Annotated in this window: 18 protein-coding genes; 11 read left to right on the top strand and 7 right to left on the bottom strand. The window is 72.1% G+C overall.

Going from position 1 to position 18371, the window contains the following annotated elements:
* Nucleotides 1-49 precede the first annotated feature (49 nt).
* Entirely contained in the window at nucleotides 50-445 is a 396-nt protein-coding gene (locus tag AB1046_RS03355; protein ID WP_369372386.1) for a VOC family protein, read from the bottom strand.
* 108 nt (nucleotides 446-553) lie between these two features.
* On the bottom strand, nucleotides 554-1015 hold the full coding sequence (locus AB1046_RS03350; RefSeq protein WP_369372385.1) for a MarR family winged helix-turn-helix transcriptional regulator: 462 nt from the start codon (nucleotides 1013-1015) through the stop codon (nucleotides 554-556).
* A 79-nt stretch (nucleotides 1016-1094) separates the two neighbouring features.
* Here AB1046_RS03350 and AB1046_RS03345 point away from each other — a divergent pair, with 79 nt between their 5' ends.
* From AB1046_RS03345 to AB1046_RS03320, 6 genes are all read left to right on the top strand, one after another.
* A complete protein-coding gene (locus AB1046_RS03345; RefSeq protein WP_369372384.1) occupies nucleotides 1095-1550 on the top strand; it encodes a nitroreductase family deazaflavin-dependent oxidoreductase in 456 nt (151 codons plus the stop codon).
* Nucleotides 1551-1565: 15 nt separating this feature from the next.
* Nucleotides 1566-2018 carry a nitroreductase/quinone reductase family protein gene (locus AB1046_RS03340; protein WP_369372383.1) on the top strand — a complete coding sequence of 151 codons (453 nt, stop codon included), beginning with the start codon at nucleotides 1566-1568 and terminating at the stop codon, nucleotides 2016-2018.
* A gap of 84 nt (nucleotides 2019-2102) precedes the next feature.
* The gene (locus AB1046_RS03335) at nucleotides 2103-2993 is read left to right on the top strand and encodes an intradiol ring-cleavage dioxygenase (protein ID WP_369372382.1); all 891 of its coding nucleotides are present in this window, start codon (nucleotides 2103-2105) and stop codon (nucleotides 2991-2993) included.
* A gap of 17 nt (nucleotides 2994-3010) precedes the next feature.
* Complete coding sequence (locus tag AB1046_RS03330) at nucleotides 3011-3730, top strand: DUF1684 domain-containing protein (RefSeq protein WP_369372381.1); 720 nt, start codon at nucleotides 3011-3013, stop codon at nucleotides 3728-3730.
* Nucleotides 3731-3776: 46 nt separating this feature from the next.
* On the top strand, nucleotides 3777-5054 hold the full coding sequence (locus tag AB1046_RS03325) for an arginine deiminase (protein WP_369372380.1): 1278 nt from the start codon (nucleotides 3777-3779) through the stop codon (nucleotides 5052-5054).
* A 492-nt stretch (nucleotides 5055-5546) separates the two neighbouring features.
* Complete coding sequence (locus AB1046_RS03320; protein ID WP_369372379.1) at nucleotides 5547-6017, top strand: HNH endonuclease; 471 nt, start codon at nucleotides 5547-5549, stop codon at nucleotides 6015-6017.
* 74 nt (nucleotides 6018-6091) lie between these two features.
* Here the strand turns inward: AB1046_RS03320 and AB1046_RS03315 are convergent, their stop codons facing one another.
* From AB1046_RS03315 to AB1046_RS03300, 4 genes are all read right to left on the bottom strand, one after another.
* Nucleotides 6092-6685 (bottom strand): TetR family transcriptional regulator, encoded by a 594-nt coding sequence (locus tag AB1046_RS03315; protein ID WP_369372378.1) that lies wholly within the window; start codon nucleotides 6683-6685, stop codon nucleotides 6092-6094.
* Complete coding sequence (locus AB1046_RS03310) at nucleotides 6682-7596, bottom strand: oxidoreductase (RefSeq protein ID WP_369372377.1); 915 nt, start codon at nucleotides 7594-7596, stop codon at nucleotides 6682-6684. Before AB1046_RS03310 ends, AB1046_RS03315 begins: the two co-directional genes overlap by 4 nt.
* 27 nt (nucleotides 7597-7623) lie before the next feature.
* Nucleotides 7624-8532 carry an SDR family oxidoreductase gene (locus AB1046_RS03305; RefSeq protein WP_369372376.1) on the bottom strand — a complete coding sequence of 303 codons (909 nt, stop codon included), beginning with the start codon at nucleotides 8530-8532 and terminating at the stop codon, nucleotides 7624-7626.
* A 99-nt stretch (nucleotides 8533-8631) separates the two neighbouring features.
* Nucleotides 8632-9693 (bottom strand): LLM class flavin-dependent oxidoreductase, encoded by a 1062-nt coding sequence (locus AB1046_RS03300; RefSeq protein ID WP_369372375.1) that lies wholly within the window; start codon nucleotides 9691-9693, stop codon nucleotides 8632-8634.
* Between the two features lie 118 nt (nucleotides 9694-9811).
* On the opposite strand from AB1046_RS03300, the gene AB1046_RS03295 reads away from it, so the two are divergent.
* Both AB1046_RS03295 and AB1046_RS03290 read left to right on the top strand, forming a co-directional pair.
* On the top strand, nucleotides 9812-10297 hold the full coding sequence (locus tag AB1046_RS03295; protein WP_369372374.1) for an N-acetyltransferase family protein: 486 nt from the start codon (nucleotides 9812-9814) through the stop codon (nucleotides 10295-10297).
* Nucleotides 10298-10438: 141 nt separating this feature from the next.
* Complete coding sequence (locus AB1046_RS03290) at nucleotides 10439-11257, top strand: metal-dependent hydrolase (protein ID WP_369372373.1); 819 nt, start codon at nucleotides 10439-10441, stop codon at nucleotides 11255-11257.
* 70 nt (nucleotides 11258-11327) lie between these two features.
* Here AB1046_RS03290 and AB1046_RS03285 read toward each other — a convergent pair whose 3' ends face one another.
* Nucleotides 11328-13121, bottom strand: coding sequence for a hypothetical protein (locus AB1046_RS03285; protein WP_369372372.1), 1794 nt, complete (start codon nucleotides 13119-13121; stop codon nucleotides 11328-11330).
* A 168-nt stretch (nucleotides 13122-13289) separates the two neighbouring features.
* Here AB1046_RS03285 and AB1046_RS03280 point away from each other — a divergent pair, with 168 nt between their 5' ends.
* From AB1046_RS03280 to AB1046_RS03270, 3 genes are all read left to right on the top strand, one after another.
* Nucleotides 13290-14537: a hypothetical protein gene (locus AB1046_RS03280; RefSeq protein WP_369372371.1), complete on the top strand. Its 1248-nt coding sequence runs from the start codon at nucleotides 13290-13292 to the stop codon at nucleotides 14535-14537.
* Nucleotides 14538-14639: 102 nt separating this feature from the next.
* Nucleotides 14640-16934, top strand: coding sequence for a serine/threonine protein kinase (locus AB1046_RS03275; protein WP_369372370.1), 2295 nt, complete (start codon nucleotides 14640-14642; stop codon nucleotides 16932-16934).
* 273 nt (nucleotides 16935-17207) lie between these two features.
* On the top strand, nucleotides 17208-18308 hold the full coding sequence (locus AB1046_RS03270; RefSeq protein ID WP_369372369.1) for a serine protein kinase RIO: 1101 nt from the start codon (nucleotides 17208-17210) through the stop codon (nucleotides 18306-18308).
* Nucleotides 18309-18371 lie beyond the last annotated feature (63 nt).

The raw sequence follows: 18371 nt of genomic DNA, 5'->3' as shown, positions 1-18371 counted from the left end.
AAGGCTGAAGGCTCCCGAGGTCCGCCGCGGGGGCCTTCAGCCTTGAGCGTCAGCTCTGTGCGGCGGGCTGGATCAGGTCCCACGGCATTCCGTAGAGGTCCTCGAAGACCGCGACCGTGCCGTAGACCTCGTGGCGCGGCTCCTCGCGGAACGTCACGCCTGCCGCCGTCATGCGCGCGTGCTGTGCGGTGAAGTCGTCCGTCTCGAGGAAGAACGCGACCTTCCCGCCGGCCTGGTTGCCGACCACCGGAGACGTGTCGGCCGCGTCGTCCGCCAGCGCGAGCACCAGCCCGGTCCCGCCGTCCGCGGGGCCGACGACGACCCGGCGCCGGCCGGCCGCGTTCGTCTCGTCCTCCCGCAGGGCGAACCCAATGGTCTGGACAAAGAAGACGATCGCCTCGTCATAGTCGCGGACAAGGTAGGCAACATCGGAGATTCGCAGCACCAGCTGATGGTAGGTCCTCCTGCGAGGTCGGCAGTCTGCACCGAGGTCGGTCCAGGCCTGAGCCGACCTCGAGGCAAAGTGCCGAGCTGGCGAGGCGAGCTGCCGCAGTCAGGGCGAGGGCGTGCGTGCCGCCTCGACGATGGCGGACGTCAGCCGGCGGAACTCCGCACGGTCCTTGGTGGGGAGCGGCGCGAGCAGCTCGTCGAGCGCGCTCTCGACCCCGGCCTCGAAGGCGAGCATCGCCTGGGCACCGTCGCCCGTCACCGTCACCTGGATGGCACGCCGATCGCCCGGGACCGCCGCCCGCTCAACCAGCCCGCGCCGCTCGGCCCGGTCGACGAGACCGGTGAGCGCCGGCTTCTCGACCCCGAGGAACTCAGCCAGATCGACCATGCGCCGGGGCTCGCCAAGACCGCAGAGCAGCCGGCTCTGCATCGGGGTGAGGTCGTGGTCCTCGGCGACCCGCGCGACGGTGGCCGTGATCACGATGGCGAGCTCCGCGAGGTCGGGCAGCCCGCCGAGGCCATGCGGGGCGCAGCCCAGAATCCCGGTCGTCTCGTTGATCCTCACCCCCCTAATGTACACAGCAGCAATAGTTATTGCCATGTATAGTTCATGCCACGAACGTTTCCGATCGGAAGGCAACGTCATGAGCTTCACCCATCCCACCGGCACGCGCGGCGCCCGGCAGCCGAGCCGGTCGTCCAACTGGATCAACCGGCTCGTCGCACGTCGCGCCCGGCGGGCCGACGGCAAGACCATGGGAATGAACCTGCTGGTCCTGACCACGATCGGGCGCAAGAGCGGTGAGCCGCGCTCAACACCCGTCGGCTACTTCACCGGTCCGGGTGGCACCTGGCTGATCGCGGCGTCGGCCGCCGGGGCCAAGGCGAACCCGGCCTGGTACCTCAACCTCGCGGCCCACCCGGACGAGGCGACCGTCGAGCTGGCCGGCCGCAAGGTCGAGGTCACAGCTGAAGAGCTGCACGGTGCCGACCGCGAGCAGGCGTGGCAGCAGATCACCACCGAGGCGGCGGGGTTCCGCAAGTACGAGACGGCGACCGACCGGGAGATCCCCGTCATCCGCCTGACCCCCAAGTCCTGACAGGAAGGCCCGGTCATGAGCTTCACCCACCCCACCGGCACCCGTGGTTTCAAGCTGCCCGGGCGCGTGTTTCGCGTGATGAACCGACTGCTCATGCGCCGCGCGCGCAACGGGAAGGGCCCGACCATGGGAATGAACCTCCTGGTGCTGACCACCATCGGCCGCAAGAGCGGGCAGACCCGCCTGAACCCGCTCGCCTGGTTCCCCGGCCCGGACGGCAGCTGGCTCGTCGTGGCATCGGCCGGGGGCTCAGCCGCCAACCCCGCCTGGTACCTCAACCTCGCCGCGAACCCCGACCAGGTCAGCGTCGAGCAGGGTGGCCGCAAGGTCGACGTCACAGCCGAGCAGCTGAACGGCGCCGAGCGCGCGCAGGCCTGGCAGCAGATCACCGCCGCTGCGGACCAGTTCCGCCGGTACGAGGAGACGACCGACCGGGAGATCCCCGTCATCCGGCTCACGCCCCGCTGACCGGCCCGCCACCCCCGGCCGGACCCAGCGCTCTCCCAGGCACCTGACGGGCGCATCCCAGCGGCGCGGCCTACTTTCTGGCGCATGAGAACCCCCAGCCCCAGACCCGACGCCGTCCACGAGGAGAGCGAGACGCCCGAGGCACACGACCTCGGGCTCTCGCACGACCTGCCGACCCTCCTGAACCGGCGACATGCCATCGGCCTGCTGACCGCCGGCGGTCTCGCGGCGGCCCTCGCCGCCTGCACCTCCGGTACCGGAAGCAGCGGCAGCACCGGGTCTACCGGCTCGCCCACCGACAGTGCCGGTGGCGGAGCGCCCGGCGACGCCACACAGGCCGACGTCGGCGACGGCGAGATCCCCGAGGAGACCGGCGGCCCCTACCCCGCCGACGGGACCAACGGGCCCAACGCCCTGACGACGACGGGCGTGGTGCGCAGCGACATCACCACCAGCTTCGGGGACTCGTCGGGCACCGCCGAGGGCATCCCGCTCACCTTCTCGCTGACCGTGGTGGACGTCTCGGGCGACGGCGACGCCGGGACCGCCGTCGCGGGCGCCGCCGTCTACGCGTGGCACTGCGACCGGGAGGGCAGGTACTCCATGTACGACCTCGCGGACCAGAACTACCTGCGCGGCGTCCAGGAGGCCGACGCCGACGGCACCGTCACCTTCACGTCGATCTTCCCCGCCTGCTACGCGGGCCGCTGGCCGCACATCCACTTCGAGGTCTACCCCTCGCTCGACGACGCCACCAGCGCCACCAACCGGATGCGCACCTCCCAGCTGGCCCTCCCCCAGGACGTGTGCGAAGCCGTGTACGCGACCACGGGCTACGAACAGAGCGTCACCAACCTGCAGGGCGTCACCCTGGACTCCGACAACGTGTTCTCCGACGGGTACGCGCTGCAGATGGCGCGGGTGTCCGGCTCCGTGAGCGAGGGCTACACGGCGACGCTGCGGGTGCCCGTGTAGTGGGTAGTGTCAGGAGCATGACGCAAGCCGCCACGTCCCCGGCCACCACCGCCCTGCGCACCGCGGACTGGCGGCGACGGGTCTTCGCTATCTACGCCGAGGTCCGCATCCGCGCGGCACAGGATCCCGCCGTCGCGCACGACTTCTGGCGCTCCGCCCGGGACGACCTGTTCGCGAACCACCCGGCCTCGCCCATCCTGCCCGAGGACCAGGCCGGCTTCACCGGCCTGTCCGTCGCCCCGTACGACCCGGCCTGGCGCCTGACCGCGCCGCTCGTGCCCGCCGAGCCGGGGCCCGACGGCGCCCCGCGCCGCCTCGACGTCCCCACCGCCACCGACGGCGTCGTACCGTTCGAGCTGCTCGGCACGGTCGCCCTCAAGTCGGACGCCCTCGGCGAGGTCGGCACGCTCGACGTCTGGCGCCTCGCCTCCTACGGCGGCGGCCTGTTCGTGCCGATCAAGGACACGCTCGCGGGCACCCCGGGCGGCACGTACGGGGGCGGCCGCTACCTCCTGGACACGATCAAGGGATCCTGGCTCGGGCACACGGGCACCGGCGGGATGTACGACGGCGAGTACGACGACGGCGTCGGCGACCTGGTGCTCGACCTCAACTTCGCCTACAACCCGTCCTGCGCCTACGACCCGGCCTGGACCTGCCCGCTGGCCCAGGCGGGCAACACGCTGAAGACCCCGGTCCCGGTCGGCGAGCACACCCCGTCGAAGGCGTGGTCCTAGTGCCTGCGCGGCGCGACGGCTGCAGGGTGAGTACCGTTAGCGCCCGATGAACACCATCGACAGCGCAACTCCCCCGGCCGGCGCACCCTCGTCGGCATACGGCGTCCACTCCGAGGTGGGCCGCCTGCGCAAGGTGCTGGTCTGCGCCCCCGGCCTGGCGCACCAGCGGCTTACCCCGTCCAACTCGGCAGATCTCCTGTTCGACGACGTCCTGTGGGTGGAGCGCGCCCAGCAGGATCACGCCGACTTCGTGGCCGAGCTGCGGGGCCGCGACGTCGACGTCGTCGAGCTGCACGCGCTGCTCGCCGAGACGCTCCGGGTCCCGGGCGCACGCGACTGGCTGCTGGACCGCAAGATCGTCCCGGAGATCGTGGGCAACGGCCTGGTCGATGCGACGCGTGAGTACCTCGAGTCCCTGCCGGAGCACGAGCTGGCCCGGTACCTCGTCGGCGGCCTCGCCGTCGCGGACGTGCCCGAGCTGCCGCCGGGCTTCCGCGCCCTGGCCGACGTGAGCCCGGACGCCCGCGAGTACCTCATGCCACCCCTGCCGAACACCCTCTTCACGCGCGACACCACCTGCTGGATCTACGGCGGCCTCACCCTGAACCCGCTGTACTGGCAGGCGCGCCGGGAAGAGACCCTGCTCATGAAGGCGATCTACTCGTTCCACCCGGACTTCGTGGGCAGCCGCGTGTGGTGGGGCGACCCGGAGAGCGGCCACGGCGAGGCCACCTTCGAGGGCGGCGACATCATGCCGATCGGCAACGGCACGGTCCTGATGGGCATGAGCGAGCGCACCTCACGCCAGGCGATCACGCAGGTCGCCGCATCCCTGTTCCAGGAGGGTGCGGCGGAGCAGATAGTCGTCGCCGGCATGCCCCGGCTGCGCGCGGCCATGCACCTGGACACGATCATGACGTTCGTCGACGTCGACACCGTCACCGTGTACCCGCGGATCGTGGACCGCGTGCACCCGTTCGTGCTGCGCCCGGACTCCGGCCCGATCGGTGTGTCCGTGACCGACGCCGGCGCCTCGTCCTTCCTCGACGTCGTCGGGCAGGTCTCCGGGCTGGGCGAGCTGCGGGTCATCGAGACCGGGGGCGACGTCTACGAGTCCGAACGTCAGCAGTGGGACAGCGGCAACAACTCCGTCGCCGTCGAACCGGGTGTCGTGTTCACCTACGACCGCAACACCACCACCAACGACCTGCTGCGCAAGGCGGGCGTCGAGGTCATCGAGATCGCGGGCGGCGAGCTCGGCCGCGGCCGCGGCGGCGGGCACTGCATGACGTGCCCCATCATCCGCGAGCCCGTGAGCTGGTAGGCGACACGCCGCAGGACAGCGCCACACCACGGACTTGAGGCATCCTTGGGGTGCAGTTTTGGAAAAGCCATAGACGGTACCAAGTCCTCGTTGTACCTTTCTTCACACACGGACTTTGCGCCGTGGCGGCAGGTTGTGTGTCTGCACCACCTGCTCGAACACTTGAACCAGGCACATCCGTGCCCTATCCGACTAGACGGGAAGGACGAGAACCACGATGGTCCGCACCAGCGTTGCGCTCCAGGCAGTTCGCCTGAGCAAGATCAGTGCTGCCACCGAATCGTCCTACCCCACCACTGCGCAGCACCTCTGGGACGGCCGTGAGGCCATACGGGGCGCCATACGCCGCTGATCCGGTTCTGCCGGACCAGTGAACGTGAGCCGCCTCGGGATGTCTTTTCCCGGGCGGCTCTTGTCGTCTCGGGGCTGCACCAGCACGTAGGAACAGCGAGAAGTACCGAGAACGACAAGCTCACCGGAAGGAGCAGGCCCGTGGCCGACGTCCTTGTCCTCAATGCCGGCTACGAGCCGCTGCACCGGGTATCGGTCCGGCATGCCATCCACATGCTCGTGCGCGAGGTCGCGGTCGTCGAGGAGGCGGTCGATGGCCGCTCCTTCGGGCCGTTCCCCTTACCGCGTGTGCTGCGCCTGGTCCGGTACGTGACGATGCGGTGGCTCTACAAGTCGGACGGAGCGCCCGCGTGCACCAAGATGGGTGTCAAGCGGCGCGACGGCATCTGCGCGTACTGCGGCGGTCCCGCCGAGACGGTGGACCACATCCTGCCCCGGTCCCGCGGGGGACCCTCGACGTGGATGAACCTGGTTGCCGCCTGCTACCAGTGCAACTCGCACAAGGCGGACCGCACGCCGGCCGAGGCCGGCATGCTGCTGCACGTGACGCCACACGTCCCCCGCGCGGAGTACGCGCGCGCCATCCGGCACCGGGCGGCCCGCGCGGCCTAGCCCGGGCACGGCGAGGTCTGCAAAAGGTCAGGTGATCGACAACTCAAGGTTGTCGGTCACCTGACCTTTGTCGTTCACCCGTCTGACGCCGGGGCGATGACCCGCGTGACGGCGCGGTGGACGTCGGCGCGGACGTCGTCCACCAGCGCCGTGCCCTCCGGGACGGCCAGCATGCCGCCGACCATGAGGATCGATCCGTGCACCGTGGCCAGGACCTGCCCCAGCAGCCGGTCCGGCGGCACCGTGGCGTCGAGCCGCTCCGGGTGCCGCGCCTGGGCGTCACGCAGCGCGACCACCTTGGCCGCGCTGGAGGTCGCCGACCGCTCCAGGGCACCGAGCATCCCCGGCCGCTCCAGCGTGTGCCAGAGCAGGAGCCGGATCAGCTCGGGGTGGCCGATCGTGAAGTCGAACAGGCGGACGGCGTAGCCGGGCAGGTCGTCGGCGTCGAACGGCACGGCGTCCAGCAGGTCGAGGATCCGCGCGCCCACCACCTGGTCGAACAGCGACTCCTTGCCACCGAAGTACGCATAGATGCGCTGCTTGTTGGCCGCCGCGCCCTCGGCGATCCGGTCCACGCGGGCACCGGCGAGCCCGTACTGCGCGAACTCCTCGGCCGCGGCCTCCAGGATGCGCTCGGGTGTCGGGGCGCGCCCGACGTCGGCGCTCACCGGGCCGGCACCGCCGTAGACGTGACGTCCTCGGCGACCGCCCACAGGCGGGCCGCGGCCCCGGCGTCGCGCATGCGGCGGTTCAGCAGCGCGCGCCGCGGCGGCCCGGCCAGCCCGTACCGCGGCCCGTAGTAGGCACCCGACTCGACCCCGTCGCCGGCCGCGGCGACCAGCAGCGAGCCGACACCGGCCTCGGGAGTCGCCATCGGCAGCACGCCGCCCGACCAGCGGACCGGCTGCTGCCGACCCATGCTGGGCCCGGTGACCTGGAGGTTCGTCCGCGTCAGGCCAGGGTGGGCCGCCGTGCTGACCAGCGGCCAGCCGCGCCCCTCGGCCAGCCGCGCCAGGTGCCGCGCGAGGTGCAGGTCGGCCAGCTTCGACTGCGCGTAGGCGGGCAGCGCCCGATACGGGCGGCGCTCCCAGTCGAGGTCGTCGAACTCGATCCGCCCCTGGTTCCCCGCGAACGAGCCCATCGTGGCGACCCGCGGAGCCGGCGCCGACAGGAGCAGCGGCAGCAACAGGTTGGTCAGCGCGAACGGCCCCAGGAAGTTGGTGCCCCACTGCAGCTCGTGGCCGTCGGCCGTCTCGTACCGCTGCGGCGGGATCGAGATGCCCGCGTTGTTGACGAGCGTGTCGAGGCGGTCGAGGTCCCGCGACAGCTCGTCGGCGAACCTGCGGACCGATCCGAGGTCGGCGAGGTCGAGCAGCCGCACCTCGGCCTGCGCGCCCGGCGACGCCGCGCAGATCTCGGCCAGCGCGTCGGCGCCCTTCTCGGGGTTGCGGACCGCGAGGACCACCCGGGCGCCGGCGCTCGCGAACCACTTGGCGGCCTCGCGGCCCGTACCGCTGTTCGCGCCCGTGACGACGACGGTGCGCCCGGTCTGGTCCGGGTCGGGACGTGGTGCCGACATGCTCCTCACCCTAACCATGTCCGCCGGTCAGCGGGCCGGCACGGTGGTCGACGTGATGTCCTCGGCGACCGACCAGAGGCGGGCCGCCTCCGCGGCGTCGCGCATACGCCGGTTGAGGCGGGCCGGGCCGGGCTTACCGACCAGACCGAACCGAGGCCCGTAGTACGCGCCGGGCTCCACGGCCGGGTCGGCCGCGGCGAGCAGGATCGAGCCGGCGCCCTCCGGGGGCGCCATCGACGGGATGAGTGAGAGCGGGGTCCAGCCGGCCCTCCGCTCCCGGCCCATGTTCGGCCCTGTGACCTGGAGGTTCGTCCGGGTGAAGCCAGGGTGGGCCGCGGTGCTGACCAGCGCCCAGTCGCGCCTCCGGGCCAGCTGCGCGAGGTGCTGGGCGAGGTGCAGGTCGGCGAGCTTGGACTGCTGGTAGGCGGGCCACGCGCGGTACGGGCGGCGCTCCCAGTCGAGGTCGTCGAAGTCGATCCGCCCACCGTTGGCCGCCCCCGAGCTCATCGTGGCGACCCGCGGCGCGGGCGCGGCCAGGAGCAGCGGCAGGAGCAGGTTGGTCAGCGCGAACGGGCCCAGGAAGTTGGTGCCCCACTGCAGCTCGTGGCCGTCGGCGGTCTGGTGCCGCTGCGGCGGGACCATCACTCCGGCGTTGTTCACGAGGGTGTCGAGGTGGTCGAGGTCGGTCAGGAGGTCGTCGGCGAACGCACGCACCGACGCCAGGTCTGCCAGGTCGAGGATCCGCACCTCCGCCTGCGCGTCGGGCCGGGTCGCGAGGACCTCGGCGAGCGCGTCGGCGCCCTTCTCGGGGTTGCGGACGGCAAGGATCACGCGGGCACCCGCGGCCGTGAGTCGCTTGGCGGCCTCGCGGCCCGTGCCGCTGTTGGCACCGGTGACGACGACGGTACGACCGGTCTGGTCAGGGACGGTGTACATGGGACTCCTCGAATTGCTGCTGGATGCTTCTGCGGGCTGCCAACCAACTTGTTGGTTGGCCACTCCCACTATGCACCCGATCCCCCGACCAGGCAACCCTCAGGCGGTCAGGGCGCCCGCCACCAGCTCCAGGGTCTGGGCGCGGCCGAACGTCGCGTCCAGCGGCTCGTCGTCGCGCGATCCGGCGACGGGGACGAGCATGACCTCCTCGACGCCGTGCCGCTCGGCCAGCCCACGCACCTCGGCCGCCACGTGCTCGGCGTCGCCGATCACCCAGCGTGTCCGCATCGCCTCGATGGACTGGGCCATCAGGCCGTCAGCGGGCTCGTCGGCCGCGGCGCGCAGCGCTTCCTCGACCGTCTCGAGCGGGCCGAGCTTCTGGCCGGACCGCAGCCGGGCCATCTGCCGCAGCTGCGGCAGGGCGCGGTCGTTCGCCTCGTCCGACGTCGGCGCCGCTACCGCGTTGACCGTAAGGAACGTGCGCGGCTCGGGGTGCTCCGCCGAGGGTCGGTAGCCGTCCCGGTACAGGGCGAGGATCTGGTCCATGCCCTGGCCGGAGAAGTGGTTGGCGAACACGTACGGCAGGCCGAGCTCCGCGGCGAGGCGCGCCGAGTAGTCGCTGGAGCCGAGCAGCCACACGGTCGGGACGCTCCCGGCGGCGGGTGTGGCCCGCACGTCGTAGATGTCGCCGGAGACCAGCCGCAGGCGGGCGCCGTCGGGCTCCATCAGAGCCATGATGTCGGTGACGTGCTGCGGGAACCGGTCCACGTCCGCCGTCGGACCCGTGGCCCGTAGCAGTGAGGTGACCACCGGGTCGCTGCCCGGGGCACGGCCGATGCCGAGGTCGATCCGGCCCGGGGCGATGGCCTCCAGCGCCGCGAACTGCTCCGCCACCACGAGCGGCGCGTGGTTCGGGAGCATCACACCGCCCGACCCCACCCGGATGCGGGAGGTCCGCGCGGCGGCCGCGGCGATCATGACCGGTGGCGACGACGCCGCCACCGCCGCCATGTTGTGGTGCTCCGCGAACCAGTAGCGCTCGAAGCCGAGGCGGTCGGCGAGCGCTGCCAGGTCGAGCGAGGCCGCGAGGGCCTGCGCGCTGGTCTGGCCCGAACGGACGGGCACAAGGTCAAGGACGGACAAGCGTGGCTGGGTATTCATCGTTCGTTCCAACCGCTGCGGAGGCTGACGTGTTCCGGCCTGTATCACCCCGGTGGATCACCCCGGTATCGCGGGAGGTCATGGCGCCCACCCCCTTCGGCCTGACATGATCGCAAGCGTGTCTGTTGATGTGCGCCCCGTGACCGACGACGACGTCGATGCCGTGGTCGACCTGTTCCGTCAGTACCTCAGGTTCTACGACCAGGAGGTGCCGGCCGCCGAGGCGCGCGCCTATCTGACCGCCCGCCGCGATGCGGGCGAGAGCGTGCTGCTGGTCGCGGCGCTCCTGCCGGACGGCGACGAGGCGGCGTCCGGCGACGGCCACGAGCTGGTCGGTTTTGCGCAGAGCTATCCCACCTGGTCGTCCGTGAGCCTGAGCCGGTCGTGGGTGCTGAACGACCTGTTCGTCTCCCCCACCGCCCGCGGGACGGGCGCCGGCCGCGCGCTGGTGCAGGAGACGTGCCGCCGTGCCAAGGAGGCCGGCGCGATCCGGGTCTCGCTGGCCACGGCGTGGGACAACGTCGCGGCGCAGGGCCTGTACGAGTCGGAGGGCTTTGTGCGCGACCAGCACTTCCACCACTACGCGTTCGTGACGGGCGCCTGACTGGTTGCTCGGCTGACTGCTTGCTCGGCGTGCCCTCCCCTGGCTCCCCCGTGTTCTCTGCTTCACTTCCCGGTGACATACCTGGTCAGACAGGTTAAATCTCATCGGGACACCCCGGGAACTGGAGCGCACACCACCATGATGGGAGGCAACCACGCCGCGACTGGAGCCGCGGCCTGGATAGCGGTCACCGCGTCGACGCCGATCGCCTTCGGCTGGTACCCCGTGTCGGACGCGAGCGTGTTCACCGGGGCCCTCGTCTGCGCGGGCGCGGCCCTGCTGCCCGACGCCGATCATCACTCCGGCACCATCGCGAACTCGCTGAGGCCGGTCTCGAACGTCGTCGTGAAGGGCATCGAGGCCGTCTCGGGCGGGCACCGCAAGGGCACGCACTCGATCCTCGGCATCGCCGTGTTCACGGCCATCGCCTGGGCGCTGAGCCTCCTGAGCATCGATACCGGTGACGCGCTGTTCGGGGCGATCCTGATCGGCCCGGGCATCATGTGCGTGCTCCTGGTCGCGTTCGCGCTCAAGGCGCTCAAGATCACGCGCGACACCAAGCTCCTGCCGTGGACCATGTCCGTCACGCTGGCGGTGCTCATCGCGATCTTCGCGCCCGAGGAGTGGTACTGGATGCCGTTCAGCGTGGCGCTCGGCTGCACCGTGCACATCGTGGGCGACCTGATCACCACCAACGGCGTGCCGCTGCTCTGGCCGCTGAAGTTCCGCTCCCCCTACTGGATGCGCAACAAGCGCGGGCTCGAGCTCGACTGGATGTGGCGCGCCGGCGGCAACCTCTCGCTCCCGATCCTGGGCGACGCCGGATCGGTCCGCGAGTGGATCTTCCTCATCCCCGTGTCGCTGTACGCGGTGACCGGCATCGTGTGGGCCCTGCTGGACCAGATGGGTTACGACACCATGGCCATCTGGTACCAGATCGTCGCGGCCCTCCCGTTCTGAGCCGGGCGGGTCTGAGCCGGGCGGGTCTGAGCCGGGCGGGTCTGAGCCGGACCGGTGCGAGCCGGGCCGGTCACAGCCCGCCGGCCACCGCCGCGCCGCCCGCGAGCCAGGCCCGCCGCGTGTCCGGACGCAGCGCGCCGTACCGCAGGTGACCGTCCACCATCGCCGGGTCGAACGGGATGGTGACCACCTCGCGGGCCAGCGACCGGTACCCGTCTGCGACCTTCTCCAGCTCGCTCGCGGGCTCCTTCTGGTCGGCCTGGCTCACCACCACCACGGCCTGCTGCGCCAGGTAGGCCGACCGGCCGTCCCGAGTGGCAAGGGCCTCCAGCAGCAGGGCGCCGGCCTCCGCGTGGTCGTCGCGCGTGGTGGTGGCGACCACGAGCTGGTCGGTCAGGTCGATCATCCGCTGCCACATGGGGTCGGACTCGTCGTTGCCGGAGTCGATGAGGATCATCCGGTAGTACTTGGAGAGCACGGAGTGGATGGCGTCCACGTCCTGCGGCTCGATCCGCTGCTCGTTCGCCATCGCTATCGGCTTGGACCGCAGCACGTCGAACCGGTCGCGCGTCTGGTGGTGCACGTACCGCGCGAGGTCGGCGGCCTGCGCCGACGGACCGAGCAGCCGGTCCGTCTGCGGCAGCAGGTCCAGCAACGTGGACTCGTGCGGCCCCTGCTCGGTGCGCCAGCCCAGGGTGCCGCGCGTCTGGTTGTTGTCCCAGGTCACCACGCCCGCGCCGCCGAACTGCGCGAAGACCGCCGCGAGCAGCACGGTCGACGGCGTCTTGCCCGCCCCGCCCTTGCCGTTCACCACGGAGATGGTCCTCGGCCCGGGCCAGTGCTGGCTGACCGCGCGCTCGTCGGCGCGCTCGGCGCGCTCCGCCTCGTTCGGCCCGACCCGGATGCCCATCCGCGTCAGCGCCCCGCGGAAGCCGCGCGTCGCGGGGTCCTCGTCCTGCTGGTGCGTGAGGAAGGAAGCCCGCGCCTCGCGGCGCGAGCGCGGGGCGTCGTCGCCCTCGCCCCCGTATGCGGGGTCCGACGGCGGCGCGGACACGCTGTCGTATCCGCCGCTCCCCGCGGTCGGTACCGCGCTGATGGGTCCCGACACGGGGTTGGCCATGGGGTTGGCCATGGGGTTGGCCATGGGGTTCGCCGCGCGGGCGGGCATACCGCCGGCCACGCTCCCGGCCACGCCGCCCGGCGCGCCGTCCGCGGCGTTCTCGCGCACCCAGTCGGCCACACCGGGACGCCCGGCCTGGTCCACGCCCTGGCCTGGGCCCTCCGGCGCGTAGGGCACGCTCGCCCCGGGTCCCGGGTCGACGTCGGCCGGAGCCGCCACCCGGTCGACCGAGCCCGTGCTCGGGGCCGCGACGTCGGGTGCGTCCAGGTCCCGCGGGGCACGACGCACGGTGTCCTCGGGATCGATCCCGGAGGAGCCGAGCTGGTCCCCGCCCGCGGGGGCGCCCGGAGAGAAGTCCGCGGGCGGCGCGGCCTCGAACACCGGCCCGGTCGCCGTCGGCGGCACGGGCTCCGGACCGGGGGCCACGACCGGCGTCGGAGACGACGGCGGGGCCTGCGGTGTCGAGGACGACGGCGGTGCGAGCTCGTCCTCCTCCGGGACCACCGTGCCGTCCGGGTGCACGATCAGGTTCCAGAGCCCTTCGGGACCGGTCGCCGAGGCTCGGACGGGCAGGCCGACCTTCGCCGCGTTCTCCGTCACCCGGCGCAACACCTCCACGCGTGCCTCTTCCAGGCTGCCCGTGGTGATGGGGTGGAACTCCCCGTCGATCGTCACCTCACCTGAGCCGTCTTCCCGGACTATCGCGTCGATCCGGGGCCAGCGGGGCACGGTGCCAGAGCTCATGCGTTTCCTCCGAAGTTCCTGGGTAAGCGGCGTTGCGTCGGTTCGCCCCCGATGCAAGGGTCGGACATGTTCGGCCGCCTGGCCACCCCAACGGGGCAATCACCCCACCTGGTAGGTTCTCGCGCAAACAGGTGTCGAAACCGGGTCCACAACCGAGGAGTCTTCCGCGTGTCCGACGAGCCCACCCGCCGTATTCCCCCGGCGGCCGACCCTACGCAGATCCAGCGACGGCCCACTCGCCCGGGCGCTCAGCCCGGTGCCCAGTCATCGTATGCCGCGACGCAGCGGATGGATGCGATCCGGGCGGGCCAGGCCGCCGACCAGTGGGCTCAGGGCAACCAGGCAGGCTCCGGCGTCGACGAGTCGACCCAGGTGATGCCGCCGTCGGGTGCGGCCCAGGCGCAGCGCGACTACCGGGCCGCGACACCGCCGCCCGCGCGGCCGTTCCGCCCGTTCGAGACCGAGCAGCCGACGCAGGTGCAGGCCCCCGCCGCCTTCCCGGGCGAGCCCGGCTACGGGCAGGGCCAGCCGGGCTACGGGCAACCAGCCGGTTACGGCCAGCCCGGACAGCCCGGTTACGGGCAACCGGTCCAGGCGGGCTATGGGCAGCAGGGGTACGGCCAGCCGGCTCAGCCGGGCTACGGACAGCCGGGTTATGGCCAGCCCGGGCAGCAGGGTTACGGGCAGCCGGCTCAGCCAGGTTACGGACAGCCGGGCTACGGGCAGCCCGGCTACGGCGAACAGGGTTACGGCCAGGCCGGCCAGCAGCAGGGTCAGCCCAGCCCCTTTGACCGGGGCTACCCCGCGCAGGGGTCCCAGCCGACGACGCCGTCGTCGCGCCACGACCGGGACCGCGACGACTCGAACGGGGGCGGCTCGGCGGCGGGCGCCGTCCTGGCGTGGATCCCGCGGATCCTGCTCGCGCTGAGCGTCTATCAGCTCGTGCGGCTGATCCCCGGGTTCGACGTCATGCCCGACGTCTCCCAGTTCCCGCTGTTCCGCGGGATCGGCGACGGTGTGCTGGCCATGCTCAACCTCAACCCCGAGTGGTCCGACCAGGCCGCGAACATGACGATCCCCGTGCTCGGCATAGCGCTCGCCGGCCTGTTCAACACGATCAAGTCGCTGAACACCTCGCTGGCGATCTGGCCCTACGCCCTGGCGGTCGTCGCGTGGATCGTGGTGTTCGCCGTCGGCGGCATCATCGGCTACGCGCAGGAGGCCACGCAGAACGTGCAGCAGGACGTGCAGGACACCGTGGACCAGGAGATCGAGGACGCCAGGGAGGACGCCCTGAACTCGATCGAGCAGGAGATCGAGCAGGGCGCCGAGGACGCACAGCAGAACGCCACCGAGAACCTCGAGGAGAGCGTCACCGAGCAGCTCGAGAGCGCCGCGCCAGGCGGCAACGGCTGAGCAGGTCACGGGTCGGGGACATTCCTGAGCGGCCCTGGTGGACGCTGATAGATTTTCTCCGGACCGACCGGTAGCTCCGGTGCCCTGCTGAGGAGTCCTTGCTTGTCCGACGAGACCCGCTACACGGCCGCACGCCCTGCTGGCCGGTCGGCCCAGGGTGGCGACCGGACCGCGCCCGTACCGCCGGCGCCCACCACGCAGCTGGTGCCGCCGGCAGCGCCCACGGAGCAGGTGCTGCCCCCGGGCACCACGCAGCACGTGGCGCCGCCGACGCCCACCGGCGTCGTGCCGCCGTCCACCGCGGCGACGCGGATCGTCCAGGCGTCGGGGACAGGTCGCCCGGGCAGCGGGTACCCGAGCCGTGAATATCCGGGGGGTGCCGGGCAATCGGGCGCCCGGGGCACGGCCGGGACGCGTATCCCCGCGACGGGCGAGGTCCTCGGGCCGTTCCAGCTGGTCGACTCGCTCGGCCACGGCGGGTTCGCGCACGTCTACCGGGCCAGGGGCCAGGGCGGCGACGTCGCGCTCAAGGTGCTGACCAACTCCGAGCCCAGCGCGCTGGACCGGTTCGTCGGCGAGGCGGGCCTGCTGCACCGGCTGGCCGGGCGCGGGTTCCCGCAGCTCGTCCTGGCCGACCTGCAGGCGCCCACGCCGTGGTTCGCCATGGAGCTCGTGCCGGGGCCGACCCTGGCCCAGCGGGTGGCCATGGACGGGCCGATGCCGCTGCGCGACGTCCTGCGCGTGGCCGACGACGTGCTCGACGCCCTCGCCGTGCTCCAGGAGGAGCACTTCCTGCACCGGGACGTGAAGCCGGCCAACATCATCGCCGCGCCCGACCGGTACGTGCTCATCGACCTCGGCATCGCCAAGGGGCACGGCACCAGCACCTCGACGCACGCCGCCGGCACCATCTCCTACATGGCGCCCGAGCTGTTCGTGCGCAAGCCGCACGCCCGCTCCGACGTCTACAGCCTGGGCCTCCTGCTGATCTTCCTCGCCACGGGTGAGCTGCCCAACGACCTGAACTTCGCGGGCCGTGACCTGACCGCTGCCGACGTCGGGCCGGTCGACCCGCAGCTGCTGCCGCTCGTCCTGGCCATGACCCGGCACCAGCCCGAGAACCGCCCACCGCTGCACAACCTGTCGCGCACGGTGGCTCAGCTCACCACGAGCAGCGCGGGCATCGACCCCACCCTGCTCGCCGCCGCGGGAGCCACCTCCACCGAGCGCGGTCTGGTCACGGACGTGCTGACCGGCAGCGGGGCCGCCCCGGCCGTCGTCGCACCCACCAGCGTGCTCGCGAGCAACCCGGTCCAGCCGGGCGAGCCCATCACCAACCTGGTCTACGACCAGCAGCTGATGGGCCGCCTGCACCAGGTGCACGGCGACGGGTTCGACGGCGCCGCGGAGGCGGTCATCTCCACGTACCTGGCCGCCGTCGGGCCGCAGCGGGCCGGCGGGCGGGCGCCCGTCGAGATCAAGGACTACCTGTGGGCCGCCATGCGCTGGGCCCCCGCCTTCACGCCCGAGGGCTACCAGGACACGTTCGAAGGCTGGGTGGCCTACCGGCGGCGCCACGGCCTGCCGCTCCCCGGGACGCCGTCCTCCCCCGCACCCCGCCAGACTGGCGGAACTGCCCAGTATCCGGCGACTGCCGGCAGCCAGCAGGGCACGCAGATCACGCAGGTCGCGCCGGCTTTCCGCCCGGGTCCGGTGCCGGGTACGCGCCCGGCGCCGGCGCAGCCCTCCGAGCAGTGGCCGGCTCCCCCGGGTGCTACGCAGCCGAACGTCCCCGCCTTCCCCCAGCCTCAACCGCCGGCCGATCCGGTTCCGGCGGCGAAGCCCCCGTCGCGGCGCGACGAGCGGGAGGCCCGGGAGCGCGACCGGGACCGAGACCGGGGACCCGGGGCGCTGGCGGTCATCGCCGGCTGGATCCCCCGCGTGCTGCTCGCCATCGCGCTCTACCAGCTGGTGCGGCTGATCCCGGGGTTCGCCGTGATGCCGAGCGCGGCCGAGCTGCCGCTGTTCGCCGCGCTCGGCGACATCGGGGTCTCCTTGCTGGGCCTCGACCCGGTCTGGGCGCCCCGCCTGGCGGAGCTGTCGATCCCGCTGCTCGGCATCCTGACCTCCGCCGTCGTAAACCTGGTGCGGGCGGTGCGCAAGAGCGGCGGCGGGCGCACCTGGCCGTTCTGGGTGGTGCTGGTGCTGTGGGTGATCGTGATCGCCGTGCAGGGCGTGGTCGGCTACGTGCAGCAGGTCGCCGAGAACACGCGCGAGTCCATCGAGCAGCAGCAGGAACAGCTCCAGGAGGACCTGGAGCAGGGTGTCCAGGACACCACCGAGGACATCCGGGACTCGGTCTGGGAGTCGATCGAAGACGCCCTCCCCTGGAACTGACCGGCTGACTCCAGCGGAGAAAAAGGCTAGCGAGCGTCGTAGGGGCGTGGGATGCTCGGCGGACGGTCAGCGAGGCAGCCCAGCAGGCGGCGCTCGATGGCCGGCCAGCTCAGGGAGAATCAGCTCCCGCAGGATGCGCTCGAGGAGTGCGGACAGGAAGGAGGCGGTCATGGACGACGTCGTTCGCGCGGCTGCCTTCGTGGCAGCAGACGCCACTGTCACCAGGAGCACCCGGGACTGACCGGCAGTGCTCCCGCACCTAGGAGCACCGTCTTGCCCCGTTATCCCGAAGCACCGAAGTCCGTCCTGATCCGCGCCGCGAACCGGGACGGCAAGCAGTCCCGATCGAGCGCGGCCGACCGCAGAGCCGTCGAACGCGCCCGGATCGGCCGCGACGACCTTGAGGGCACCGACCGGCACGGCGGCATCGGCGTCGGCGTCGGCGTCGGCCATACCGAGCACGGCCATCCGCAGGCCGACCCCACCCTGCCCGACCTCACCCAGCCCGACCTCACCCAGCCCGGGCCCGCGCAGCGCTGGTCCACCTGGCGGTCGGTCGCCAAGGGCCAGCGCGGGCCTGAGCCGCTGCCCGACTGGCTGGTCACCCGGGACGCCGCGTTCGACACCGAGCTCGGCATCCTCAAGACCGGCAAGGAGGCGGACGCCTTCCTGATCGAGCGCGCCGTCCCCCAGGGCGCCGGTCCAGCACCCGACCAGGACGAACCTGATCAGACCGAACCCGGCCAGGCCGAGCGCTGCCTCCTGGTCGCCAAGCGGTACCGCAGCCTTGAGCACGGGCAGTTCCACCGCGGCACCGAGTACAACGAGGGCCGCCGGGTGCGCCGCACCCGCGACCAGCGCGCCATGGAGGACCGCAAGTCCGCCTGGGGCCGCGCCGTGTCGGCCACCCAGTGGGCCGACGCCGAGTTCGTCGCGCTACGTGACGCCTGGTCGGCGGGCGCCCCGGTGCCCTACCCGGTGCAGATCGACGGCACCGAGGTGCTCATGGAGTTCGTGGGCACCGAGGAGGTCGACGAGGAGGGTCGGACCCAGGCCGTCGCCGCGCCGCGGCTCACGCGGGAGCGACCGTCGGACGACCTGCTGGAGTCGTACTGGGAGCAGCTCACGCACGGCATGTCGGTGCTCGCCCGGCTCGGTCTGGCGCACGGCGACCTGTCGCCGTACAACATCCTGGCCGACGGCGAGCGGCTGGTCATCATCGACCTGCCGCAGGTCGTGGACCTGGCGGCCAACCCGTTCTCGAGCGAGGTGCTGCTGCGTGACTGCCGCACGGTGTGCGCCTGGTTCACGGCCCGCGGGCTGGACGTCGACCCGGACGCCCTCTTCGCGGACCTGCTGGCCCAGGCCTTCTGACGGCGGCCATCCTCCGGCGTCGTCGGCTGCTCCTCTTCGAGTCCTAGGTTGCTTCGCTCTCAA

The sequence above is a fragment of the Promicromonospora sp. Populi genome (assembly GCF_041081105.1).
Taxonomy (GTDB): domain Bacteria; phylum Actinomycetota; class Actinomycetes; order Actinomycetales; family Cellulomonadaceae; genus Promicromonospora.
This window is presented reverse-complemented; position numbering and strand designations above follow the sequence as displayed.